Below are 24,032 nucleotides of genomic sequence, written 5' to 3'. Positions count from 1 at the left end.
TGATGACGTACGACCCTGCGGCTCACGCCGCCGCCGGCCCGGGTGGTGACACACCGCCCGGGCCGTCTTCGTCCACCGCCCCGGACGGCTTGGACCCTGCCGGCCTCCCCGCCGCTTCGAACCCGTCCACAGCACCGGCGGCCGGTGAACCCGGTCCGCCGGACGTGTCGCTACCGGACGACCTGGCCGACGCCGCTCGTACGCTCTTCGGCGACCGCCTCGACCTGGCGACCGCGTACGCGGAACTGCTGGCCACCGACGGGGTGCTCCGCGGCCTGATCGGCCCACGCGAGGCACCTCGGATCTGGGACCGGCACCTGCTCAACTGCGCGGCGGTCGCCGAACTCATCCCGACCGGATCCTCCGTGCTGGACGTCGGCTCGGGTGCCGGTCTGCCCGGCATCGTGCTCGCGATCGCACGACCGGACCTGTCGGTCGTACTCGTCGAACCGCTGGCCCGGCGGACCGCCTTCCTGACCGAGGCGGTGACCGCCCTCGGCCTTGACTCGTCGGTGACGGTCCTTCGCGCGCGTGCCGAGGAGCTGGCCGGCGGTGGACCCGCCGGTGTCCCGGCCGACATCGTCACCGCACGAGCGGTGGCACCGCTCGACCGGCTCGCCGGGTGGTGTCTTCCGCTGACCACCCTGGGCGGCCGGGTCCTCGCCCTGAAGGGATCCTCGGCGGCCGACGAGGTCGCCGAGTACGGGAAGGCCGTCGCCCGGCTCGGTGGTGCGGCCCCCCAGGTTCGGCACTGCGGAGTGGGGCTGGTCGACCCGCCGACGACCGTGGTGGAGATCGTGCGTGAGCGTCTGGTCGGCCCGGCGCTGCGCGACGCTCTGGCCAAGCGCCGTGCAGCCGCCAGAGCGGAGTCTGGCCGGCGTGGTGGCGGTGGCCGGGCTCGGGGCCGCTGACCCCGTCCTTCCGTACCCGTGAAGCCCGGCTCTGGTTCTTGTCGACCCAGAGCCGGGCTTCACCGTTTCTGCTGACCCTGGGTCGACTCCTGGACGATGTCGGCGGTGCCGGCCTCCAGCCGCGCGGCGGTGGCGTCGGGCTTGACCGATGCTCGTGAACCTGGGTCCGGCCTGCGACATTCGCTGTGCCGCGCTACTGATCGGCCGGCGTTGGCCGACCCGGACCGTCCGGAGCCCGACGGCCTCGACGGACGGGTGGCCTGCTGCTGCGATGGCGAGCCTGGGGTGGGTCCGGGTCCGGGTCGCCGTCGACGAGGTCCGGCCGCACCTGGCCCGGCACCCTCCTGTCTGGAGGGGCGGTGCCCCAGTGGTCGGCGGGCCACACGGTCAAGCCCGACCGGAGTCAGAAAGGGGGCGACGGCGTGAATCACCGCGTCAAGGGCCCGGGTCGGCGAGCTGAAAAGCTCGCCGGGACGAACTTCGGGGTCCCGGTGACCGAACCGCCGGGGCAGACCGATCGGAACGCGTAAGCCGATCGTTGTTCCTGCCTTGGTTGCCTCGGTCGGAGGGGTGTTTCTGATGACCTCGGCGGTGGACCTTGTTGCCAGCCATGGTCTCCCCGGCCCATCGGCCGTAGGCTGGCCGCGCGTCGATAGTGTGGACCGGGCGGCGGCCGGCGGCCCTGTGGGCCCCTGCCGTTTCTCGCCGGGCCGTAGGCTACAACCCGAAAGCGCGAAGTTCGTGGGCGCTGGCGGTGCCGACCCGTCCGAAGCTGGCAGGGATGACACGGTGCATGACAACGGTAGGTATGACGATCAAGGGATAACCGAAGCCCGGCGCTATCAATCCGATGGCCCTGATGTTTCACGTGAAACCGAGTACGAGGGCTGGTCGGCCGGAAGTCGAGCCCGGTCACCGCACGGGGCCGACCCGGCGACGAGCCCAGTAGAGGAGTACGGCCCCACGGAACCACGGATCGACCGGGTGACCGTTCACTTCGAGACCGGAACCGCGGCGGCAGAAGCATCGGTGCCCGGGCGGCTGATGGCAGAGCGCCAGCAGCCCGACGGGCCGGCGGCCGAGCGGGGCGGAGCGCTCCAGCAGGGGCCCGCCGTACCGGAGCAACCCGTACCGGCGTCGGCCGGTTCGTCGTACCAGTCGTCGGGAGTGGGTGGTCCCGTGGTGCAGCCCAATGCCGGCGCGCCCGTTCAGTCGGAGCCGGCGGGGGTCGACCCGCCAGACACGCACTCGCCCGTCACCGGACCCTTCCCGGAAGATCCGGGTAGGGACGCGTACGTTTCACGTGAAACTTCGTCTCGGGAAGAGGATGATCCCCCGTTGGCTATGGAGGCAATGCGCGCCGTGCAAATCCTGAACCCGAGTGGCGAGGTGAGCATGCCCCGCCCCACCCGGACGCGGATCATGTGTGTCGCGAACCAGAAGGGCGGCGTCGGCAAGACCACAACCACGGTCAACCTGGCTGTAGCGCTGGCGCTGCACGGTAACCGGGTGCTGGTGGTGGACCTCGACCCGCAGGGCAATGCCTCGACCGGCCTCAACGTTCCGCATCACGCCGGCATCCCGGATGTGTATGACTGCCTGATCGAGAACGTGCCCCTGGCGGAGGTGGCCCAGGCGGTCGAGGGCATTCCGAACCTCTGGTGCGTACCGGCGACGATCGACCTTGCCGGCGCCGAGATCGAGCTGGTCTCCGTGGTGGCCCGTGAGTCGCGGCTGGGCCGGGCCATCAACGCCTACCCCGGTCAGTTCGACTACGTGTTCATCGACTGCCCGCCCTCGCTCGGCCTGCTGACGGTCAACGCCCTGGTCGCCGCCCAGGAGGTGCTGATCCCGATCCAGTGCGAGTACTACGCGCTGGAGGGGCTCAACCAGCTGATCAACAACATCAACCTGGTGAAGCAGCACCTGAACCCCACCCTCGACGTCTCGACCATCCTGCTCACCATGTACGACCGGCGTACCCGACTGGCGGACGCCGTGGAGCAGGATGTCCGCAACCACTTCGGCGACAAGGTCCTCCAGGCGGTCATCCCACGCAACGTCCGGGTGTCGGAGGCTCCTAGTTACGGTCAGTCGGTGATGACCTACGATCCCGGTTCGCGGGGCGCGACGAGTTACTTCGAGGCGGCTCAGGAGATTGCGGAGCGGGGGGTCAAAGACCCCGTCGGCCGGAATGCTTAGGTCGGTTGATTCGGTGGGAGGCGTGGCATGAAGAACCGTCCGCGGGGCGGGCTCGGTCGGGGTCTTGGGGCGTTGATTCCCACCTCCCCGCTACCGGCGTCCGGGGTGGCGACGGCCGATGACGTCCCGAACCGGATAGAGGCCGCCGACCAGGTTCCCGACGAGAGGGAATTCGCCGACGCGCCCGAACCGTTCGAGCCGGAACGAGCGAACGGCTCCGGACCCGAGTTGGCGCCCGTACCGGGGGCGCACTTCGCGGAGATCCCGGTCGGCTCGATCGTGCCCAACCCGAAGCAGCCCCGGCAGGTCTTCGACGAGGAGGCACTGGAGGAACTCAAGACCTCGATCCAGGAGGTCGGCTTCCTTCAGCCGATCGTCGTACGGCGCCTCGACGGCGAGCAGTACGAGCTCGTCATGGGCGAGCGGCGGTGGCGGGCAGCGCAGGCGGTCGGCCGGGAGGTCATCCCGGCGATCGTCCGGGACACCCGCGACGACGCGATGCTGCGGGACGCGCTGCTGGAGAACATCCACCGTGCAAACCTGAACCCGTTGGAAGAGGCGGCCGCGTACCAGCAGTTGCTGGAGGAGTTCGGGGCCACGCACGAGGAACTCGCCCGCCGGATTGGCCGCAGCCGGCCGCAGATCTCCAACACGATCCGGCTGCTGAACCTCCCGGCACAGGTGCAGCGGCGGGTGGCCGCAGGCGTCCTGTCCGCCGGTCACGCCCGCGCCCTCCTGGGTCTCGACGAGTCGGAAGCGCAGGAGGCACTCGCGCTTCGGGTGGTTGCCGAGGGGCTCTCGGTACGTACGACCGAAGAGCTCGTGCAGTTGGCCATCTCCGAGGGGGCGGCGACAAAGAGCACCCCCGCGACTCGGCGGGCCAAGCCGCACGCCCCGGCGCTGACCGATCTCGCCGACCGGCTGTCCGATCGCTTCGACACCCGGGTCAAGGTGGACATCGGCCGGAGCAAGGGCAAAATCACGATCGAGTTCGCCTCGGTCGACGACCTGGAACGCATCGTGGGCATCATCGGCATGGAGGAACAGGACGCCGCCGGCTGACCAATCCCGAGCTGGTCAGATGGCCGCGCCCGCCGATTCCGGCGGTGCCGCGGCCATCGCCGTTTCTCCGGGTACGCCGCCCGCTTACCCGGCCACCGGTGGTGTTGCCTCGGCCCCGCTTGGAGGTGTCGTCCTGCCCGACCACGGAGGTGCTGCTTCTCCGGTTCGGCCCGTGGACGGATGGCCAGGGCGGCTCGTCCGTCCTACGGAAGGCGTTGCCGTCAGTGGGTGCCGACGCTCCACAGCGAGCCCCGTTCCACGCGGGGCCCGTTCCACGCGGGGCCTGCGCCATGCCGGGCCGGTTTCACGCCAGGTCTGTTTCACGTGAAACCGTGCGGCGACGCCGAGCCCGGCGAGTGGGATCGTCCTGCAACGTCGGCCGGTTCGGGGGCTGGGCGTGGCCCTGGAGTTCCGGCCTGCGATCCGTGCGGGGTCATGACGGTGATTCCGCCGGTCGGTGAGCGACCCGACCAGTCTCCGATGGCGCTGCGATGCCGAGACACAGTCCCGAGTCTTCCGGCATCGCTCACCACCGGGGGACGCCGCACACGCCGGATGCCGATACGCGTGGTTGGAGTGGCACTCCCCGCCGGGGCCGCGACGAGCGCCAGTGACGCGACGCCGTGCCGTGGTCGACGCCATGCGGCAAGGGCCGCCGCGCGCGACTTGGTCCCCGCCGCCGGTTCGGCCGCTGTGGATGTGCACACCTGGTCTGACTTCAGTACGACCGGAGACTCCGTGGTGTCCCGCGCGGTCGGGCCGTCGGGCGGTACGGCCATCGGCACCCGCGCCACGCCTCGCCCCAGGACGCAGGTGCTGGGCAGGATGAGGGGGGTGTGTGGCGTGACGGGCGACAGGGGTGGTGACCATGGTGACCGCCGAGGGGCTGGCGCGAGGGGCCACGGACCGGGGCTGCGGCGTAGCCGTCCTCGTGCCGGCAGGTTGAGTTCGGGGCGAGACCCTGGCCGGCGACCGGGGCAACACGTCTGGCTTGAGGCGTCCATGGCGCCAGACGTAGATCAGTACGAGGAAGGCGCGCCCGTCGCCGCGCGCGCCGTCAGTCGCCCGATCCTCGACCTCCAGCCGCCGACCTTCGCCGGACGGAACAGGTCGAGACGGGTGGGAGAGCTGAACGGAACAGCACAAGCCAGAACAGGGCAGCGCGTCCGGAACTGTCCCCGCCACGGCGCAGTGCAACTCCGGGTGGCCGGCCGTGTCATGTCCAGCGAGCCAGGCCGAGGCGCCCGCCACCCCCTTCCAACGGGATGGCTAGACCCTGGCGACGCCACAACGCCACAACGCGAGCACGGGAAGACGGCCGGACGGCATGAGCGGTGACGGCGCGGTCCTCCGGGGATCGACGGCCGGTGGTTGAGTCGGGACGCCGACCAGGGGAGATTTCACTGGCCCGCCGAGGTTGTTCATAGGGCGAGGAGGGGCTGGATCGCGGCCGTGGCGACGGGTGGAAACCGGGCGACGGGAGCGTCGCGCGTGCCGATCGACCGAGCGTCCGAAGTAATCCACAGGGTTTGTCCACAGCCCCACCCCGTTTCACGTGAAACCGCGCGTGAAACGGGGTGTAGCCCTGTGGATGACGGACCGAAAACCAGGCCCTCGGGGCACCGGTACCGAGGGGTTGCCGGGCCCGATCGGCGACTTCGACCCGGCTCCGGGCCCTGTTGGGTCCTGTTCCCGAGCGGTGCTGACCAGCCGCTCGGGGCGTACCGAGTCACGCCGGACCAGGGCCGGTGGTCAGCCCGCTCTGCGTACCGGGCGGGGGCCGAGATGGGGAGGGACAGTCGTCTGTAACTCGGTTAGGGTCAGCGTCGTGTCCCACACCCCTCTTTCCGTACCAGACTTCGCCAAGTGGCCCTCGTTTCCCTTCGAAGGCGACCTCCGCGTCAAGCATCTCGACGACCCGGTCGACGTCGAGCCGGCTCGCAAGGGCGAAGGTTCGGCCGAATGCCTCTCCTGCAACGCCCCGGATGACGCCTACATCTGGGTGAGTGAGCGTTGGCGGGTACGTGCCATGGACCGCCCGACCGGGCTGCCGATGGTGCTCATTCTCGAATCCCGGTCGCATCTCGACCTGGGTGACCTACCCAACCTGCTCGCAGCGGAGCTCGGTGTGATGACCGTGCGCCTGGAGCGAGCCATTCGATCCCTCGACGGCGTCGCCCGGGTACACGTCAACCGGTGGGGCGATGGCTCGGCTCACCTGCACATGTGGTTCCTGGCGAGGCCGTACGGCCGGCTGCAGTTGCGCGGTACCTTCCTGTCGCTGTGGGACGCCATCCTGCCGGCGATCCCGGAGTCGACCTGGCGGGAGAACCTCGCCCACGTCGCGGCTTGGTTGGCCGAGTTCGGCGGGCGACCGCTGGCGGCGCCACCACGAATCCAATGGCAGGCGCCGTCGAATCTGACCCAGCAGGCGGCAGCCAGCCTGGGATTGGAAGACGTCGAGCTGGAGCCGGCAAGCTCGAGCGGCGATGTCGAAGGTGATGCCCCGACCGGCACCGCGCCGGATGGAGCTACCTCGGACAACGGTCCGGCGGACCGATCGGTGACGGACGGCTCCCTGGTCGCGTACGCCGAGGCCCCACCGGAGCAGACCGGCAAGACCGGGCAGGCCACCGGGACGGAACAGGACGACGAGACCGAGCAGGACGGCAGGACGGAACAGCAGGATCAGACCGAACGGCCGGTTGATCGGTCAGCCGGGTGACCAGCCATCCGCGAGACCTCGGGGATCGGGTCGGGCACCGGGCACCCGGTGCCGCCTGGTCGCCAGGTCGCGCGGGGTAACCCGTGGACCGGACTGGGCGTTAGCAGGACAGCGCGGGAGCAGATACAGCACCGGAGCAGGAACAGCACCGGAGCAGGAACAGCACCGGACGGGAACGAAACAGGGCAGGGCCGGGCGGGACCGATGCGGGCGGTCGACGTCGGTGCGGAGCCCGCCGCTAGCGCCGTCGGCCGACCGCGCGGGCGACGAGCGAGCCGAGCAGTTTGCCGAAATCGAGTCCGGCGGCCTGCACCGCGAGTGGCAGCAGCGAGGTTTCGGTCATCCCCGGCGAGACGTTGACCTCCAGCACGTGCGGGCGTCCGGCCTCGTCGACGATGAGGTCGACCCGGGAGAGGTCACGCAGGCCGAGCGCCGTGTGCGCGGCCAGGGCGGTGTCGGCGACCTCGGCGGCCACCACGGGTGCCAGGCGGGCCGGTGCGTGCCAGGTGGTCAGTCCGGCCGTGTAGCGGGCCGCGTAGTCGTACACGCCGTTGCGGGGGACGATCTCGACGGCGGGCAGTGCGCGGGGACCGTCGCCCAGGTCGACGATCGAGACCGCCACGTCCATGCCGGGCACGTAGCGCTCGACCAGCGCGGTCGAGTCGTACGCGAAACAGCCGACCATCGCGGCCGGTAGCGCCGCGGCGTCCCGGACCACGGCGGCGCCCAGGCCCGATCCGCCCTGCGCCGGCTTGACCATCAGGGGCAGTCCCAGCCGGTCGGCGATCCGGTCCAGGACCGCGACCGCACCGAGTTCGGAGAAGCGGTCGTGCGGCAGCGCCACCCAGTCCGGCGTGGGGATGCCTGCCTCCCGCAGCACCGCCTTGGCGGACGGCTTGTCCCAGGCGAGCCGGGAGGAGCGGGCGTCACAACCGACGTACGGCACGTCGCAGAGGTCGAGCACGCCGCGCAGGGAACCGTCCTCGCCGGTTGCCCCGTGCAGTGCGATCACCACCGCGTCCGGCGGGTCGACCTGTAACGCGGGCAGCAGAGCCACGTCGGCGTCGCGGAGTTCCACCTCCACCCCGATGCTGCGCAGCGCGTCCAGCACCCGGCGTCCGGAGCGCAACGACACGTCGCGTTCGTACGACAGACCGCCGGCCAGCACCAGTACGCGCATGTCGGTGATGGCGTGCGCGGTGGGGAACAGTGGTTCGTTCGTGGGGGGACCGGAGTCGGCAGGCGGCGTACTCATGCCGAGATCATGCCAAGTCGGGACCTGGTGCGTCCGCGCCGGCCTGCCCACGACGGCCGTTCACCGGCCGGCTGACCGTGCCGAACACCTGCCGCATCGCCATCTCCTGCTCCATCACGCTGGCCAGCCGGCGCACACCCTCGCGGATCCGCTCCGGGGGCGGGAAGGAGAAGTTGAGTCGCATGTGACCGGTGCCGGTCCCGTCGGCGTAGAAACCGGTGCCCGGCACGTACGCCACCCGGGCGGCGATCGCCCTCGGCATCATCGCCTTGGAGTCCAGGCCGTCGGGGAGTGTGGCCCAGACGAACAGTCCGCCGCCCGGTTCGGTCCACGTGGTACCGGCGGGCATCAGGTCCCCGAGGGCGTCGAGCATCGCGTCGCGGCGTTCCCGGTAGACCTCCCGGTACGTCTTGAGCTGCTCGCGCCACGGCATGGTGCTCAGGTAGCTGGTGACCGCGGACTGGGCGAACGCGCTCGGGCAGAGGATCTGTGCCTCGCTGGCGATCACCAGCTTGTCGCGTACGGCGTGCGGGGCGAGGATCCAGCCCACCCGCAGCCCCGGCGCGAAGGTCTTGGAGAAGGTGCTGAGGTAGAAGACGCCGTCGCGGCGTCGAGCCCGCAGTGGCGCCGGTGCGTCCCCGTCGAAGCTGAGCTGGCCGTACGGGTCGTCCTCGACCACCAGCAGCCCGGCGCGCTCGCAGATGTCGAGGACCCGCTCCCGCCGCTCGTCGGTCAGGGTCACACCGGTGGGGTTCTGGAACGTCGGGATGGTGTAGAGGAACTTCGCCCGCCGGCCGGTCCGGGCGACCTCGGCGATGGCCAGTTCCAGCGCCTCGGGGATCAGCCCGTCCTCGTCCATCGGGACGTGCACGACCTGGGCCTGGGCGGCCTGGAAGACACCGAGGGCGCCGACGTAGGTGGGTCCCTCGGCGAGCACCACGTCGCCGGGGTCGAGGAAGAGCCTGGCCACCAGGTCGAGGGCCTGCTGGCCGCCGACGGTGACCACCACGTCCTCCGGGGATGCGCCGCACCCGACGTCGATCCCGGAGAGCGTCATCACCTCGCAGATGCGTTCGCGCAGGTCGAGCATGCCCTGGCCGATGCCGTACTGGAGGGTGGTGGTGCCCTGTTCGGCGCCGAGCCGGCCGAGCATCTCACCGACCGCGTCGAGCGGCAGGGCGGCGATGTACGGGGCACCGCCGGCGAGTGACACCACCTCGGGTCGGCTCGCGACGGCGAAGAGCGCTCGGATTTCCGATGCCGTCATGCCCCGGACCCGGCGGGCATAGCGGTCGGTATAGTCGTCGAGCGTCGTGCCGGTCATGGCCTCTCCCTCGCTGCGCTCGGTCATGACAGCACTGATCGTCGGTCATGACATCCCTGATCGCAGGGTGCCGAGCAACCCTAGGCCACACGGCACCGTTAATTCGATCGTAATCCTCGGCCGAGCGTTACGGCCGTACAGCCGACCCGTGGTCCACATCCCGGACACCGGTCGGCGGCCCGACCCGCGACCCGGGTCGTACTGCTCAGCCCGACCTCTCCCGTGCCGCGAAGTTACGGCGTACGATCGATCGTTGGGGGCAAGGCGCGGCTGTGGCGATTTTTCGCGGTCTTTAGGCCTCCGACCGGATTTTTGGGGATACGGCGATGTCGCGACGTCTGGTCAGTCTCACCCTCGATACGCTCGAAGATCTGCCGCGCCCGTGCCGGCAGTGCGTCTACTGGGAACTCGATCCGGTGGCCGCCGACCGGGCCTGCGCGGCGGGTGATCCGGGTCTGGAGAAGGAAGCCTGGGTCTCCCAGACCCTGCTGGAGTGGGGTTCCTGCGGCAAGCTCGTCTACGTGGACGGGATGCCGGCCGGCTTCGCCATGTACGCGCCACCGGCGTACGTGCCCCGGTCGATGGCGTTTCCCACCTCGCCGGTCTCGGCCGATGCCGCGTTGCTGACCACCGCGCACGTGGTGGCAGCCTTCGCCGGCGGTGGGCTCGGCCGGATGCTGGTCCAGGGCGTCGCCCGTGACCTCACCAAACGCGGGATCAAGGCGATCGAGGCGTTCGGGGACGCGAAGTTCGGCGAGGCCGGTGACGAGGCCGGGAGCTGTGTCGCCCCGGCGGACTACTTCCTCTCCGTGGGCTTCAAGACGGTACGCCAGCACCACCGTTACCCGAGGCTGCGGTTGGAGTTGCGGACCGCGCTCTCCTGGAAGTCCGACGTCGAGTACGCCCTGGAGAAGCTGCTCGGGTCGATGAGCCCGGAGAGCCTGCTCCGGCCGGTCCGCCCGGCCACGCGTACCACCACCACGGCGGGCTGAGCGGGCGCCGGAGCCCCTACTTGAGCGCTCCGGCGGCCACCGCGGCACGCAGCTCGCGCACGTCGATCGAGCCGGTCGGCACGTCCTGTTCGACCGGGAAGTACATCCGCTGTACGGCGGCGACCATCGCCTCGACCACGTGGTCCCGGAACCCGGGGTTGGTCAGCCGGGCCAGGTCGACGGGCGAGGTGAGGTAGCCGATCTCGACCCGTACGGCCGGCATCCGGGTTAGCCGGAGCAGTTCCCAGGTTTTTGCGTGCACCTGGCAGTTCCGCATCCCGGTCCGGGCCACGATCTCCCGTTGGACCAGGCCTGCGAGCCGTTCCCCGACGGTCGAGGTGACCCCGTTGTCGGTGCCGTAGTGGTAGGTGGCCACCCCGTCCGCCTCGGGGTTGGCGTGTCCGTCGGTGTGCAGCGAGATGAACAGGTCGCCGCCGAGTTCGTTGGCGAGTTCCGCGCGGGCCAGGTCGGGCAGCACGGCGCCGGGCGTCGGGCCCCGGGTGAGGTGCACCCGCATGCCGGCGGCGACGAGCCGTCCGCGCAGCCGGTTGGCAAGGTCGTAGGCGAGTTCCGCCTCGGCCCAGCGCAACGAGCCGTCGGCTACGACAACGCCGAGGTCCGAACCTCCGTGGCCGGGGTCGATGACGATGACCTTGCCCATCAGGTTGGGGCCGGACTGCCGGATCGCGTCGGAATCGCGGAGGAGCTGCGGTCGCCCGCCGACCACCTTGCGGCCCAGCCGGCGCAGGGCGTGCATGGTGTGCGGTCCGCAGGTGCCATCAGGGGAGAGTCCGACCTCCCGCTGGAACTGGGCGACCGCGCGGGCGGTCTGTGCGCCGTAGATGCTGTCCGCCCGGCCCACGTCGTAGCCCATTTCGAGCAGCCGTTCCTGCAGCGTGCGTACGTCCTCGCCGGTGAGCGGTTCGGGGATCGAGTGGTACAGGGTACGGGCGCCGAGCCGCCATCGGGCTGCGTCCAGCGCGCGCCACGTCTCGGCGCCCACCTGGCCGTCGACGCTCAGCCCACGGCTCTGCTGGAAGGCGCGTACGGCCTGCTCGATGTCCGGCCCGAACTCGTCGGTCTTGGCCGACGCGTCGGGGGTGAGCAGTTCGATGCCGAGGAGGACGCCTCTGATCTCGGTGACCGCGGGACCTCGGTCACCACGTCGGACCGGACGCACAAACGACCTCCCTCTGCGGGTGCTGTGTTCGGTCGGCCTGCCGGCGGGGGCGAGTCGGGCTGATCGTCCGGCGGTGTCCTGTTCGCCGGCTGCCGTCTGCTCCTGAGAACGCTTCCGGAGCGTACCGTGACCCGGTGGCCGCCGCCCTGGGTTGACCGGATGCCGACGACATCGACGCTGACGCGGCTACGTGGCAGACCGCCTGCGGGTCAACGGAACGCGCCCGCCACCGGGGTCCGGTGACGGGCGCGAACGAGAGAGTGTTTCTGCCCTTAGAGCGCGGCCTCGATCAGCTTGACCAGGTCGCTCTTGGGCCGGGCACCGGCCACCGACTGCACCGGCTGGCCACCCTTGAAGATGGTGAGGGTCGGCACCGACATCACCCGGTAGGCCATGGCGGTCTCGGGATTCTCGTCGATGTTGAGCTTCACGATGGTGACCCGGTCGCCCATCTCGCGGGCGATCTCCTCCAGCAGCGGGGAGACCTTCCGGCACGGTCCGCACCACTCGGCCCAGAAGTCGACCAGTACCGGCTTCTCCGACTGGAGCACGTCACTGACGAAATTCTTGTCGGTGACCGCCTTGGTTGTTCCCATGAAAAGACCCTCCTCCGGGCGTGCGCTTTCGGTTGTCTCAGACTTCCAACGTGGCGAGGAAGCGTTCGGCGTCCAGCGCCGCGGCGCAGCCGGTGCCGGCGGCGGTGATCGCCTGGCGGTAGGTGTGGTCGACCAGGTCTCCGGCGGCGAAGACGCCCGGCACGTTGGTCGTGGTGCCCGGTGCGTTCACCCGTACGTAGCCGTTCTCGTCCATGTCGACCTGGCCCTGGAAGAGCTGGCTGCGCGGGTCGTGACCGATGGCCACGAACACGCCCGCGACGTCGAGCACCTTGGTCTCACCGGTGTGTACGTTGCGCAGCCGTACCCCGGTGACCTTGCCGTCGGCGCCGAGGACCTCTTCGACCTGGCTGTTCCACTCGACCTGGATCTTCTCGTTGCTCAGCGCCCGCTCGGCCATGATCTTGCTGGCCCGGAAGCTGTCCCGCCGGTGCACGATCGTCACCTTGGCCGCGAACTTGGTGAGGAAGCTGGCCTCCTCCATCGCCGAGTCGCCACCGCCGACCACCACGATCTCCTGGCCCCGGAAGAAGAAGCCGTCACAGGTGGCACAGGACGAGACACCGTGGCCGAGGTACTCCTGCTCGCCCGGAACGCCGAGGGGGCGCCAGGCGGAGCCGGTGGTGAGGATGACCGCCTTGGCCCGGTACGCGGTCTCGCCGACGTACACGGTGCTGACCGCGGCGGAACCCGGCTCACCGGTGTCGGTGAGTTCGACCCGGCTGACGTCGTCGGTGAGGAACTCGGCTCCGAACCGCTCGGCCTGCTTGCGCATCGAGTCCATCAGCTCCGGCCCGAGGATCCCGTCCGGGAAGCCGGGGAAGTTCTCCACCTCCGTGGTGGTCATCAGGGCGCCACCCGACTGCACACCCTCGATGATCAGCGGTTTGAGGTTGGCCCGGGCGGCGTACACGGCGGCCGTGTATCCGGCCGGCCCCGAGCCGATGATGATGAGGTTGCGGACCTCGTCCACTGCCGTCTCCCGAGAGTCTGTGTGTCGCCAACCGGCGTGGTCCATCGATACCGGCCAGCGGCCGGCCGACGATCCGACGACCGGCAACTGTTGAGCAGAACGTCATCTTACGAAGGGGAAATTCCCCAGCCGGCCATCCGGTGGGTCACGTCACGCTGACGGCCAAACAGCCGTGAGGAGTCGATTCACCCTACCTGGGCCTGGTAGCGGGTGTCCGGACCCGACCCGCCCTGTCCGCAGTCGGCGCCGCTGACCCAGGCCCAGCGGGCGCCGGTGCCGTCGGTGAGGCCGAGTACGAGCGCGGGGGTGCCCTCGAAGGCGGCGTAGTCCACCAGGTTGAACGTGATCGGGCCACGGCCGTGGGCGAGGGCGATCGCTTCGAGGCAGGCGGTGAGCGCGTCCCGGTCGGCCAGCCGGGCCAGACCGGCGGCCTGCGGGCCGTCGCCCGGCTCCCGGGCGGCACCGAGGGTGCCGGGCGAGCTGGGGTCGGGCGGGCTGGCGGCGTCGGTCCCGGTGCGTTCCTCGACGTTGCCCTGGAGCCGGTTGGCCACTGCCCCGGGCAGGGTGACGGCCGCGTAGTCGGTGCCGGTCGCGATGAGCTGACGCGCCGCGGGCGGTGCGAACTGCGGCGCCACCGCCGGAGCGGGAGCCCCTGCGACCGTGTCCTCGGACGCGGTGTCGGACAGGCCGAGCCGGCTGAGCCCGAAGCCCGCGAACGCGACCGCCGCGGCGGCGACCGCCACCAGGCCGGCCAGGCGCGACCGGCGCCGACGGGCCGCCCGCGCGGAGCGGTCCCGGCCGTCGTGCGCCCGGTTGTCCGATCCGGGTACGACGCTGAGCCGGCGTTCGGTCTGCTCGCCCAGCGGGGTCTGCTCGGTGAACTGGGTCGGGATGCCGGGCTGGCCGAGCGGCCCGGCGTCGGCGAGCGCGGCGGTGAGCCGGTCGGTGATCTCGGTCGGCATCGGCTCGGTGGTGGCCGCCCAGCCGGCCAGGTCCTCCTGGACGGAGTCGAACGCCAGGGTCAGCGCCGCGTACGCCGCTGCCCACTCCGGGTCCGCCTCGATCAGGCGAGCGACCGCAGCCTCTTCCGGGGTGTCCGTCAGGACCCCCTCGAGATAGTCGGCCAGCAGGTCGAGGTCGACCTCGCTGGACTGGCCCGCGGTCACTGTTCCTCCTGGATGCCGTCGCGCCCGGAATGACTCGACCCCGATCGGACGCCGCCACCGGCCGCCGGGTTCCCCCGGGTGACCGACGGCACGTCCTTGTCCGCCCTGTTCGGCGCCGGTACGGCCGGTCCACGGGGGCGCAGGTGGCCGAGGATCAGGGCGAGCCGGGCCCGGCCCCGGGCGCAGCGGCTCTTCACCGTCCCCTCGGCAACGCCGAGCATGATCGCGACTTCGGCGACCGGGTAGCCCTGCACGTCGACCAGGATGATCGCCGCCCGCTGCTCGGCCGGAAGCTTGGCCAGCGCCTGCTGGACGACGAGGGCGGTGTCGTGGTCGGGGGCCGGTGCGGCCGGCTCGATGCCGGTCCACCGGCCGGTCTCGTCGGTCCGCGATCCGTCGGGCAGCGGAACCGTCGGGTGCGCCTGCCGGCGCCGGATCCGGTCCAGGCAGGAGTTGACCACGATGCGGTGCAACCAGGTGGTGACCGCGGCGTCGCCGCGGAAGCGGGCGGCCGCCCGGTGGGCCGAGAGCAGGGCGTCCTGGAGTGCGTCGGCGGCGTCCTCCCGGTCGCCGAGGGTGCGTATCGCCACCGCCCAGAGCCGGTCCCGGTGCCGGTGGAAGAGGGTCGTGAAGGCGTCCCGGTCGCCGTCGACGTGCGCGCGGAGCAGTTCCGCGTCGCTGACCTCGGTCAGCGGGCCGGAAGAACCGGCGGTCTCGGCCGGGGCGCTGCCCGTATCGTCCGGCACCGGAAGACCGGTCATGATCCGGTCCGTTCCGGTGGACGGAGGCAGCGCGCCGGCCCGCCGGTCATGGTGCCCGGACCGTGATTTCCTGGATGCCGAGCCGGTATTCGTTCTTGGCGTTCTTGGCGATGTCGGTGACCCAGAACAGCAGGTACTGGTACTTCTGGTCGGGCTGGAACGCGCTGAAGGTCATGTTCGCCCCGGCCCGCTCGTGCGGCTCGCCGATGATCGTGTAGCTGGTGACGAGCTGGGTGTCCGAGGCCTTGCTGGACGGCAGGGTGGTGGTGCCGCTCTTCAGCTCGGCGGTCGCACCGCCGTTGGCGAGGACCACCTGGACGTCCTTGATGGCCCGGGGCTCCTTCAGGTCGATCAGGACGCCCATGCCCGTTTTCAGGCCGGCGAACTGCGGGCCGTCGTAGGAGTCGGACTCCCAACCCTTGTTGACGTCACCGTCCACCACGGCCGCGGCGCCGTTCAGTTCCTGACCCCGGTCGGTGCCGGTGCTGACGATCCGGACGCTGTTGCCGTCGATCGGGATCTTCTGCGGCTGCGTCGTCGGCGCGTCGGTGCCGCCGGCCGGGGCGGTGGCACCGGGCGGGGCGCTCGGCGAGGCGGTGTTGGTGCCGTCCCTGTCGGAGAGCGCGTTGATGCCGAAGTAGAGGCCGATCAGGGCGATCACCAACAGGGCGGCGACCCCGGCGACGATGTTGCGCGTACCGGCGGGTGCGGCCGGGGCGCCGGTGTTGTCCTCGTCGTGCGTGGCGAACCGGAGCGGGCCGCTGTTGTCCAGGTACTGCTCCTCGGCGGCGGCGTTCAGCCGGCCGAGTTCGGCGGCGAGCACGTCGACCGAGGGGACCGCGAGCTGCGGGTCGAGCAGGTCCATGGTCAGGTCGTCGAGGTACGCAGGCACGCCGGCCCGTACCTGACGGGGTGCGGCGAGGGCGCCGTTGGCGTCCCGGACCCCGTCCGGCAGGGCGGAACGGCCCCGGCCGCCGGAGAGGTTGGCCTCGACGTGCGGCCAGGCCCCGGTGAGGGCGAAGTAGAGCACACCGCCGACCGCGCGGGCGTCGGTCTCGATGGTGTCGTTGCCGTCGGCCCGTGCGTCGGCGAGCACCACCCGACCGTCGTCACCGACCATCACGGTGCCGGGGTGGACGTTGCCGTGCACCATCCCGGTGGCGTGTACGGCGGCGATGGCACCGGCGACGGCGTGCGCGATGCTGGTGGCGCGGGCCGGTTCGAGCGGGCCGTCGGCGACCAGTTCCCGCAGCGAGTGGCCGTCGACCCACTCACGTACGACGTACGCCCGCTCGTCCTCGTCGATGGCGTCGTAGACGCCGACCAGGTTGGGATGGATCACCCGGCTCGCGGTCACCGCGGCCTGGAGCATCTCCATCGCCGAGTCGCCGCCGGGGTACCGGAGCACCACGGCCACGGGCCGGCGGAGCACCACGTCGACACCCCGCCAGACCTGGCGGCCGGCGCTGTCGTCGTTGATGTGCTCGGCCAACTCGTACCGCTCGGCGAGGACCTCACCGACGGCGGGGGCACCGAAGGCCATAACGGGCGGAGTGACCTCGTCCGCCTCCTGACCTTCGCCGACCTGGGTCACCCGTCCTCCCTCGATGATTGTCGCGATCGATGGACCCGTGCTGCTGGGCATTGGTTTTCCGCTCTATCGCCGGTGGACCGGACGCTGGGCGCCATTCCATAGCGTAGGCGCTCTCCGCACCTGTCGAGAGCGACCTTACCTGGGATGGACTCATCCCCGACATGTCATCTTGCGGGCGTACCCGACCCGGTGCCGGGAGTATGCCGAACAGTCCAAGTACGACCGGTGTCATCCGCCTTGATGGCACCGGCAATTCCTAATCTATCGGTTGATTTCAACTACTTGCGCGAGGGTCACCGGTGTGGCCCACCCGCTCGGTCCGGCACCGGTGGAGATCTGCCGTTGTCCACAACCCGGTGTTCGGTCATCCACCGACATCCCTCGGTTTTCCACAGGTCGTCCCCAGCCGTGCCGTGACAATCAGCGACCGACCTTCCGTCGTACGAGCTGGACCACCTCGCTGATCTCGCGGATCCGCAGCAGCATGGCGAGCCCGACATAGGTGACGCCGATCAGACCACCGGCGACGATCAGCCGGATGATCGCCTCCAGCCGGCTCGGCGTCGAGTCGCCCGGCAGCAGTTGCAGGACGAGCCACCCGACCAGGGCCGAGGCGAGCGCGGCGACCAGCACCTTGCCGAGCGTCTTCATGATCTCGCCGAGGCCGAGCCGGCCGATCCGGCGGCGCAGCAGCATCGCCGTGATCACCACCGCCGCCAGGTACGACACCGCGTTGCCGAGCATCAGCCCGGCGGCGGCGAACGAGGCGCTGAACGCGGCGAAGAGCCCGATCTGCACCACGATCCGGATTCCCACCACCGGAATGTTGATCAGTGCCGGCGTCTTGGTGTCCGGCAGCGCGTAGAAGGCGAAGGTGAAGAGCTGGCTCACCGCGAACGGGATCAGCGCCAGCGCACCGACGAGCAGCACGACCGAGGTCGCCGTGGCGCTCTTGGCGCTGAACGCGCCGTACCGGAACAGCACGACCGCGATCGGGTTGGCCAGCACTGCGTAGCAGACCGCGATCGGGGCGAGTACCGCGGTGACGACCCGGGTTCCCCGGGACAGGTCGGCGACGACGTCGGCGTACCGGCCCTCGGCGGCTGCCGCGCTCATCCTCGGCATCAACGCGGTGAGGATCGACACCGCCACGATGCCGTGCGCCATCATCACCAGCAGGAAGACGTTGTTGTAGATCAGCGGCCCGGCCTCGTCGGCGTCTCCGGCCCGGTTCAGCAGGTTGAACAGGACCGCGAGGCCGATCTGACTGACCGCGACGTAGCAGATCATCCAGGCGCCGAGCCGGCCCAGCTCGCGCAGGCCGAGGGCGCGGAAGTCGAACCGCCAGCGCCACCGGAAGCCCACCTTGCGCAGCGCCGGCAGCAGGCCCGCGGCCTGGATGATCACGCCGAGCAGGGTGCCACCGCCGAGGAGCGCGATCCGGCCGGTCGTCATCTCCTCGGGCGGGATCACCTTCGCGCCGAAGATGGCGATGTAGAGACCGAAGGTGGCGATCACCACCACGTTGTTCAGGATCGGGGTCCACATCGGGGCGGCGAAGTGGCCCCGGACGTTGAGCACCGCACTGATCAGCGCGGAGAGGCCGGTGAAGAAGATCATCGGCAGCATCAGGTACGAGAGGCTCGTGACCAGGTCCTGGAATTCCTGGCTGGTCTGGTCGCTGCCGTACAACCGGGTGAGCAGCGAGGCGGCGAGCACGGCGACCACCGCCGCCACCCCCAGGGCGAGCACCGCCAGGGTGAGGAGGCGCTGGGCGTAGGCCTGGCCCTGGTCCGGGTCGGCCTTGCGGCGCCGGACCAGTACCGGGACCAGCACGCTGGTCAGGATCCCGCCGAGCAGGAACTCGTAGACCATGCCCGGGAAGATCTGGGCGGTGGTGTAGGCGTTGCCGACCGCGAACGTGCCCAGTGCGGCGCCGAGAACCACGGTGCGGAGGAAGCCTGTACCACGGCTCACCAGGCTGCCGATGGCCATCACCGCGCTGTTGCCGGCGGCGTTTCCCTCACCCGGTGGCTCCGGGGCCGGCGCGGTGGTCTCGACCATGGGCTGGTCCAGGGACTCGATCGAGATCAGGGTCGCACCGTCCGCGGGCGGCGGGACTCCGTGCGGCATGGCGTTCGCGCTGCGGTACAGCCCGTCGCCCATGTCTGCCTCCCCAACCGGTACGGCGGGCAGGCGTGCCCAACCGATACTGCTCAGACCTTAGTCAACCGGTGTGATCGCCCGCCGCGCCGAGTCCGATCCGGCTGGTCCGCCCGCCGGGGTACGACCCGGGTCGGACCGATAGGCTGGCGTTCCCATGTCCGAAACCTCCGCTCCCGACGCCGCCGGACCAGCCGCAGCACCCGCCGCTGGACCAGCCGCGCCCCAGCCCTCCGAGGCCGGGTTGACCACCGTCCAACGCAACGCCGTCGCCGAACTGTTGCGGGTTTCCCCCGTCGCCGACGAGCTGGGACGCCGATTCGCCCGTGCCGGTCACGAACTGCACCTGGTCGGCGGCTCGGTCCGGGACGCGCTGCTCGGCCGGCTCGGCGACGACCTCGACTTCTGCACCGACGCCCATCCGGACGACACGTTGCGGGTGCTCCGGGGCTGGGCCGAGGCGACCTGGGAGACCGGACGCGAGTTCGGCACCATCGGCGCACAGCGCGAGGGACTGCGGCTGGAGATCACCACCTTCCGGGCCGAGTCGTACGACCAGATCACCCGCAACCCGGTGGTCCAGTACGGCACGAACCTGGTCGACGACCTGCGGCGGCGGGACTTCACCATCAACGCGATGGCGGTCAGCCTGCCCGGACACGTGTTCACCGACCCGTACGGTGGGCTCGCCGACCTGGCCGCCCGGCTGATCCGTACGCCGGGAACGCCGCGGGAGTCCTTCGGTGACGACCCGTTGCGGATGCTGCGCGCGGCCCGGTTCGCGGCCCAGATCGGCTTCGCCGTGCAGCCGGAGGTGCACGCCGCGATGGTCGCGATGGCGGCCGACCTGGACCGGATCACCGCCGAGCGGATCCGGGACGAGTTCACCAAGCTGCTCTGCGGCGCGGATCCGATCACCGGCCTGCGGCTGCTGGTCGACACCGGCCTGGCCGACCGGTTCCTGCCTGAGTTGTCCGGGCTGAAGCTGGAGATCGACGAGCACGCCCAGCACAAGGACGTGTACGAGCACACCCTGACCGTGGTCAGCAACGCGGTCCGGTTGGAGGAGGACGGCTGCGACTTCATCCTGCGGATGGCCGCGCTCATGCACGACGCGGGCAAGCCGGCGACGAAGGCGGTCGGCCCGGACGGGCGGGTCAGCTTCCACCACCACGAGGTGGTCGGGGCCAAGCTGACCAAGCAGCGGATGAAGGCGATGCGCTACCCCAAGGACGTGATCTCGCAGGTGGTCGCGCTGGTCGGGCTGCACCTGCGGTTCTACGGGTACGGCCGGGGCGAGTGGACCGACTCGGCGGTCCGGCGGTACGTCGCCGACGCCGGTGACCTGCTGCCGCGGCTGCACAAGCTGACCCGGTCGGACTGCACCACCCGTAACCGGCGCAAGGCGCGGCAGCTCGCCGGGGACTACGACGCGCTGGAGGAGCGGATCGCCCGGATCCAGTCGGAGGAGGACCTGGCTCGGGTCCGGCCCGACCTGGACGGCAACGCGATCATGGAGCTGCTGGGCGTACCGCCGGGTCCGTTGGTCGGGCAGGCGTGGCGCCACCTCAAGGAGCTGCGCCTGGAGCGTGGGCCGATGGACCGGGACGAGGCCGAGGCGGAGTTGCAACGCTGGGCGCGGGACCAGGGCCTCGCGGGCTGAGAACGGGTCACCGCGCAGGCGGTCACGGCAACGGGGCGGCGTCCGGTCCGGACACCGCCCCGTTCTGGTTGTACCGGGGTGTGGCGATTACTTGCGCAGGGTCTCGAGCGCGCGGCCCCAGGCGACCGTCTGGTCGAGCACGGTGTTCAGCGCGTCGTCGTGCATCGCGGCCGGCTTGAACACGCTGTAGTTCTCGAAGTCGCTGTGCAGGGAGAGCGCGACCTGGGCGCGGACGGTCGCCACCTGCAGCTCGGCCATGATCAGGCGGAGGTGCTCGACCGCGCGGGCGCCGCCGAGGGAGCCGTAGCTGACGAAGCCGGCCGCCTTGTTGTTCCACTCGCCGTACAGGTAGTCGATCGCGTTCTTCAGCGCACCCGAGGTGGAGTGGTTGTACTCCGGGGTGACGAAGATGTACGCGTCGAACTCCGCGATCTTCGAGGCCCACGCCTTGGTGTGGTCGTTGGCGTACTGGCCCATCGACGGCGGGATTGCCTCGTCGAGGTGCGGGAGGTTGAAGGTCGCGATGTCGACCAACTCGAACTCGGCGTCGGTGCGCTTGCTCGCGAGGTCGTAGACCCAGCGTGCGACAGCCTCGCCGTTACGACCCGGCCGGGTGCTGCCGAGGATGATGGCTACCTTGGTCATTGAGATCTTCCTTTACTAGGGTGACGTGTCATCCTTAGACAGCGCCTTAGCCAGGATGACACGTCACCCTTGGTGGGATCATCGGACGTGACGCACGACTCACGGGTACCCGGATCGTGTGCCCACGCAACCACCGGTCTGGCGTAGCCGTAGGGCGAAAGGTCCGGTTGGCGCCAGCATCGCATGCCCGACCCGCGCAGGTCCGGCCTTCCGTCAAGCGTCACGACTCCCCTGGTCACGGCACGGAACGGCCGGTGCGTACGGCGGCCCGACCCGGTCGGGTCCAGGCCCCGGACCGGAACGGCGTCCGGGCTGCCCGCCGGCCGGCCGCCGATCCGTGGCGTCGATGGTGGCGCGGCGGATGCAACGCCGGCTCCGGGGGGCCGCGTCCTACTGGCGTGGTCAACCACCGGGAGAAGCGGATGATGCCGATCGCGCCGATGCGGGCGGTGTCGACGCTCGTCGTGACACTGCTCGCGCTGGCCGGGATGACCCTGTCGGCCTGCGGTGGCGGACCGGCGGCGGACGGGCCGGCGAGCGGTCCCGCCGCGGTCGAGCCGGCGCTGCTCGGGGCGGAGGCGCTCGGCGGCGACTGGACCACCGGCACCACCTCGGCGGACGGCACCCGTTGGCCGTGGGCACAGGAGGACTGCCCGGCGTACCGGGACGCGGACTTCCCGGCGCAGCGACACCGGCGCGACAGCGTCGCCCGCCAGTACCTGCGCGCGTCACCCCGGGCCGCCGCCCTCCAGGTGGTCGAGGCGTACGAGCCGGACTGGGCCACGCGGGCGGTGGAGGACGTACGCCGGGTGCTGGAGACGTGCGCGAGCTATCCGGCGTACGGCGGGCAGGTTTCGTTCAGCCTGCTCGACTCGGACTTCGCCGGTGACGCGGCGCTGCTGGTGCGGGGCAGGATCGTGACCGCCGACGCGCCCGCGACGGTCTCCTACTTCGTGGTCGTACGGCGGGGTTCGCTGGTTTCCACGCTCAACCTGCCCGATCCCGGAGGTGAGAGCGGGGTTCGGGCCGTCGCGGCCCGCCTCGCCGAGCAGCTCGACCGGGTCTGACCTCGCCTTGGATAATGGGGCGATGCGCTGGACCGTGCTCGACACACCGATCGGTGAACTGTCCGTGGCCGCCGACGACGAGGGGATCTGCGGCGTGCACTTCGGCCCGGTCGACGGCGCGGTTCCCGCCGCGACGGAACCGGAGGCGCCAGCCGCACAGGATGGGCGGTGGCGCCGGGCGGCGGTCGACCAGCTCCGGTTGTACTTCGCCGGTGAGCTGACCGACTTCACCGTCCCGCTCTCGGTCCGTCGCGGCTCGGACTTCGAACGGGCGGTCTGGCGGGAGATGTCGGCGATCCCGTACGGGGAGATGCGCACGTACGGCGAGGTGGCCACCGCCCTGGGCGATCCGGGTGCGGCCCGAGCCGTCGGGGTTGCCTGCAACCGCAACCCGATCCCGGTCATCGTGCCGTGCCACCGGATCGTCGGGGCGGGCGGCAAGTTGGTCGGCTTCGGCGGCGGGTTGCCCCGCAAGCGGCAGTTGCTCGAGATCGAGGCCGGTGTCGCGTTGCAGCGGGCCTGGGGCTGAGTCGACCAGCGAGGGGCGGACCGAGAACCAGCGAGGGCCGGATCCAACGGACCCGGCCCTCGAAGTGCTGAACGTCGCTCAGCGTCTGGTGCTCACCGCGGGCTGACTACCGCTCGACGGTGCCCGCGATGAAGTCCTCGACCGACTGGTGGGCGTCGTGGTCGGAGTACTGCACCGGCGGGGACTTCATGAAGTAGGACGAGGCCGAGAGGATCGGCCCGCCGATGCCCCGGTCCAGGGCGATCTTCGCGGCGCGAACCGCGTCGATGATGACACCCGCGGAGTTCGGCGAGTCCCACACCTCGAGCTTGAGCTCGGCGTTCAGCGGTACGTCGCCGAAGGAGCGACCCTCGAGCCGGATGTACGCCCACTTGCGGTCGTCCAGCCACGGCACGTGGTCCGACGGGCCGATGTGCACGTCGCCCTTGTTGATCTCGTGCGGGATCTGCGAGGTGACCGACTGGGTCTTCGAGATCTTCTTGGAGACCAGGCGGGTGCGCTCCAACATGTTCATGAAGTCCATGTTGCCGCCGAAGTTGAGCTGGTACGTGCGCAGCAGCTCGACCCCGCGGTCCTCGAACAGCTTGGCCAGGGCGCGGTGCACGATCGTCGCACCGACCTGGCTCTTGATGTCGTCGCCGATGATCGGCAGACCGGCGTCGGTGAACTTCTGCGCCCACGCCGGGTCGGAGGCGATGAACACGGGGAGCGCGTTCACGAACGCGCAGCCGGCGTCGATCGCCGCCTGGGCGTAGAACTTGTCCGCCTGCTCGGAGCCGACCGGCAGGTAGGAGACGACCACGTCGACCCGGGCGTCACGCAGTGCCTGCACGACGTCGGCCGGCTCGCGGTCGGACTCCTGGACGATCTCCCGGTAGTACTGGCCCAGCCCGTCCAGGGTCGGACCGCGCTGGACGGTGACGCCGGTCGGCGCCACGTCAGCCAGCTTGATGGTGTTGTTCTCGCTGGCCACGATTGCCTCGGCCAGGTCCATGCCCACCTTTTTGGCGTCCACGTCGAACGCCGCGACGAACTCCACGTCGGAGACGTGGTAGTCGCCGAAGGTAACGTGCATGAGACCCGGCACGCGGTCGTTTGGGTCGGCATTGCGGTAGTACTCCACGCCCTGTACCAGGGACGAGGCGCAGTTTCCGACACCGACGATGGCGACGCGGACGGAGCCCATCGCGTTTGCCTCCTTCTTTA

Annotated in this window: 19 protein-coding genes; 8 read left to right on the top strand and 11 right to left on the bottom strand. The window is 70.5% G+C overall.

Annotation, left to right across the window (positions count from 1 at the left end; translation table 11 throughout):
• Nucleotides 1-2: 2 nt before the first annotated feature.
• The 4 genes from rsmG to ACWEFB_RS19900 all read left to right on the top strand — a co-directional run bounded on the left by rsmG (nt 3) and on the right by ACWEFB_RS19900 (nt 6,900).
• Nucleotides 3-911: a 16S rRNA (guanine(527)-N(7))-methyltransferase RsmG gene (gene rsmG / locus ACWEFB_RS19915; protein WP_452287337.1), complete on the top strand. Its 909-nt coding sequence runs from the start codon at nt 3-5 to the stop codon at nt 909-911.
• Between the two features lie 789 nt (nt 912-1,700).
• Nucleotides 1,701-3,113 carry an AAA family ATPase gene (locus tag ACWEFB_RS19910; protein ID WP_452287335.1) on the top strand — a complete coding sequence of 471 codons (1,413 nt, stop codon included), beginning with the start codon at nt 1,701-1,703 and terminating at the stop codon, nt 3,111-3,113.
• Between the two features lie 27 nt (nt 3,114-3,140).
• Complete coding sequence (locus tag ACWEFB_RS19905; RefSeq protein ID WP_452287333.1) at nt 3,141-4,175, top strand: ParB/RepB/Spo0J family partition protein; 1,035 nt, start codon at nt 3,141-3,143, stop codon at nt 4,173-4,175.
• A gap of 1,828 nt (nt 4,176-6,003) precedes the next feature.
• A complete protein-coding gene (locus ACWEFB_RS19900; RefSeq protein ID WP_452287331.1) occupies nt 6,004-6,900 on the top strand; it encodes a hypothetical protein in 897 nt (298 codons plus the stop codon).
• A gap of 238 nt (nt 6,901-7,138) precedes the next feature.
• Here the strand turns inward: ACWEFB_RS19900 and ACWEFB_RS19895 are convergent, their stop codons facing one another.
• Nucleotides 7,139-8,080, bottom strand: coding sequence for a D-alanine--D-alanine ligase family protein (locus ACWEFB_RS19895; RefSeq protein ID WP_452287436.1), 942 nt, complete (start codon nt 8,078-8,080; stop codon nt 7,139-7,141).
• 82 nt (nt 8,081-8,162) lie between these two features.
• Entirely contained in the window at nt 8,163-9,479 is a 1,317-nt protein-coding gene (locus ACWEFB_RS19890) for an aminotransferase-like domain-containing protein (RefSeq protein ID WP_452287329.1), read from the bottom strand.
• 326 nt (nt 9,480-9,805) lie between these two features.
• Here ACWEFB_RS19890 and ACWEFB_RS19885 point away from each other — a divergent pair, with 326 nt between their 5' ends.
• Nucleotides 9,806-10,471, top strand: coding sequence for a GNAT family N-acetyltransferase (locus tag ACWEFB_RS19885; protein WP_326561856.1), 666 nt, complete (start codon nt 9,806-9,808; stop codon nt 10,469-10,471).
• 16 nt (nt 10,472-10,487) lie between these two features.
• Here ACWEFB_RS19885 and ACWEFB_RS19880 read toward each other — a convergent pair whose 3' ends face one another.
• From ACWEFB_RS19880 to murJ, 7 genes are all read right to left on the bottom strand, one after another.
• Entirely contained in the window at nt 10,488-11,651 is a 1,164-nt protein-coding gene (locus tag ACWEFB_RS19880; RefSeq protein WP_452287327.1) for an N-acetylmuramoyl-L-alanine amidase, read from the bottom strand.
• Nucleotides 11,652-11,923: 272 nt separating this feature from the next.
• On the bottom strand, nt 11,924-12,247 hold the full coding sequence (gene trxA, locus ACWEFB_RS19875; protein WP_326561854.1) for a thioredoxin: 324 nt from the start codon (nt 12,245-12,247) through the stop codon (nt 11,924-11,926).
• Between the two features lie 37 nt (nt 12,248-12,284).
• Nucleotides 12,285-13,238 (bottom strand): thioredoxin-disulfide reductase, encoded by a 954-nt coding sequence (gene trxB, locus ACWEFB_RS19870; RefSeq protein ID WP_452287325.1) that lies wholly within the window; start codon nt 13,236-13,238, stop codon nt 12,285-12,287.
• 185 nt (nt 13,239-13,423) lie between these two features.
• Nucleotides 13,424-14,404 (bottom strand): hypothetical protein, encoded by a 981-nt coding sequence (locus ACWEFB_RS19865; RefSeq protein ID WP_452287323.1) that lies wholly within the window; start codon nt 14,402-14,404, stop codon nt 13,424-13,426.
• The gene (gene sigM / locus ACWEFB_RS19860) at nt 14,401-15,165 is read right to left on the bottom strand and encodes an RNA polymerase sigma factor SigM (protein ID WP_326561851.1); all 765 of its coding nucleotides are present in this window, start codon (nt 15,163-15,165) and stop codon (nt 14,401-14,403) included. The genes ACWEFB_RS19865 and sigM overlap by 4 nt, the downstream gene beginning before the upstream one ends.
• A 46-nt stretch (nt 15,166-15,211) precedes the next feature.
• Entirely contained in the window at nt 15,212-16,810 is a 1,599-nt protein-coding gene (locus tag ACWEFB_RS19855) for a protein kinase family protein (protein ID WP_452287321.1), read from the bottom strand.
• Between the two features lie 369 nt (nt 16,811-17,179).
• Nucleotides 17,180-18,925, bottom strand: coding sequence for a murein biosynthesis integral membrane protein MurJ (gene murJ, locus ACWEFB_RS19850; RefSeq protein WP_452287319.1), 1,746 nt, complete (start codon nt 18,923-18,925; stop codon nt 17,180-17,182).
• Nucleotides 18,926-19,079: 154 nt separating this feature from the next.
• Between murJ and ACWEFB_RS19845 the strand changes: the two genes are divergently transcribed.
• The gene (locus ACWEFB_RS19845; protein WP_452287317.1) at nt 19,080-20,585 is read left to right on the top strand and encodes a CCA tRNA nucleotidyltransferase; all 1,506 of its coding nucleotides are present in this window, start codon (nt 19,080-19,082) and stop codon (nt 20,583-20,585) included.
• An 87-nt stretch (nt 20,586-20,672) separates the two neighbouring features.
• Here the strand turns inward: ACWEFB_RS19845 and ACWEFB_RS19840 are convergent, their stop codons facing one another.
• Nucleotides 20,673-21,230 (bottom strand): NADPH-dependent FMN reductase, encoded by a 558-nt coding sequence (locus ACWEFB_RS19840; protein ID WP_452287315.1) that lies wholly within the window; start codon nt 21,228-21,230, stop codon nt 20,673-20,675.
• 422 nt (nt 21,231-21,652) lie between these two features.
• Between ACWEFB_RS19840 and ACWEFB_RS19835 the strand changes: the two genes are divergently transcribed.
• A complete protein-coding gene (locus ACWEFB_RS19835; protein ID WP_452287313.1) occupies nt 21,653-22,297 on the top strand; it encodes a hypothetical protein in 645 nt (214 codons plus the stop codon).
• Nucleotides 22,298-22,319: 22 nt separating this feature from the next.
• Nucleotides 22,320-22,826 (top strand): methylated-DNA--[protein]-cysteine S-methyltransferase, encoded by a 507-nt coding sequence (locus ACWEFB_RS19830; protein WP_452287311.1) that lies wholly within the window; start codon nt 22,320-22,322, stop codon nt 22,824-22,826.
• A 106-nt stretch (nt 22,827-22,932) separates the two neighbouring features.
• Here the strand turns inward: ACWEFB_RS19830 and ACWEFB_RS19825 are convergent, their stop codons facing one another.
• A complete protein-coding gene (locus ACWEFB_RS19825; RefSeq protein WP_326561844.1) occupies nt 22,933-24,012 on the bottom strand; it encodes an inositol-3-phosphate synthase in 1,080 nt (359 codons plus the stop codon).
• Between the last annotated feature and the right edge of the window lie 20 nt (nt 24,013-24,032).

This window comes from Micromonospora sp. NPDC004704, from assembly GCF_053601675.1.
This window is presented reverse-complemented; position numbering and strand designations above follow the sequence as displayed.

Excerpts from the sequence above, each read along its gene's own strand:
- rsmG (WP_452287337.1), top strand. The coding sequence starts at position 3 with ATGACGTACGACCCTGCGGCTCACGCCGCCGCCGGCCCGGGTGGTGAC.
- ACWEFB_RS19905 (WP_452287333.1), top strand. The coding sequence starts at position 3,141 with ATGAAGAACCGTCCGCGGGGCGGGCTCGGTCGGGGTCTTGGGGCGTTG.
- ACWEFB_RS19895 (WP_452287436.1), bottom strand. The coding sequence starts at position 8,080 with ATGCGCGTACTGGTGCTGGCCGGCGGTCTGTCGTACGAACGCGACGTG.
- ACWEFB_RS19890 (WP_452287329.1), bottom strand. The coding sequence starts at position 9,479 with ATGACCGGCACGACGCTCGACGACTATACCGACCGCTATGCCCGCCGG.
- ACWEFB_RS19885 (WP_326561856.1), top strand. The coding sequence starts at position 9,806 with ATGTCGCGACGTCTGGTCAGTCTCACCCTCGATACGCTCGAAGATCTG.
- trxA (WP_326561854.1), bottom strand. The coding sequence starts at position 12,247 with ATGGGAACAACCAAGGCGGTCACCGACAAGAATTTCGTCAGTGACGTG.
- sigM (WP_326561851.1), bottom strand. The coding sequence starts at position 15,165 with ATGACCGGTCTTCCGGTGCCGGACGATACGGGCAGCGCCCCGGCCGAG.
- ACWEFB_RS19855 (WP_452287321.1), bottom strand. The coding sequence starts at position 16,810 with ATGCCCAGCAGCACGGGTCCATCGATCGCGACAATCATCGAGGGAGGA.
- murJ (WP_452287319.1), bottom strand. The coding sequence starts at position 18,925 with ATGGGCGACGGGCTGTACCGCAGCGCGAACGCCATGCCGCACGGAGTC.
- ACWEFB_RS19845 (WP_452287317.1), top strand. The coding sequence starts at position 19,080 with ATGTCCGAAACCTCCGCTCCCGACGCCGCCGGACCAGCCGCAGCACCC.
- ACWEFB_RS19840 (WP_452287315.1), bottom strand. The coding sequence starts at position 21,230 with ATGACCAAGGTAGCCATCATCCTCGGCAGCACCCGGCCGGGTCGTAAC.
- ACWEFB_RS19835 (WP_452287313.1), top strand. The coding sequence starts at position 21,653 with ATGATGCCGATCGCGCCGATGCGGGCGGTGTCGACGCTCGTCGTGACA.
- ACWEFB_RS19830 (WP_452287311.1), top strand. The coding sequence starts at position 22,320 with ATGCGCTGGACCGTGCTCGACACACCGATCGGTGAACTGTCCGTGGCC.
- ACWEFB_RS19825 (WP_326561844.1), bottom strand. The coding sequence starts at position 24,012 with ATGGGCTCCGTCCGCGTCGCCATCGTCGGTGTCGGAAACTGCGCCTCG.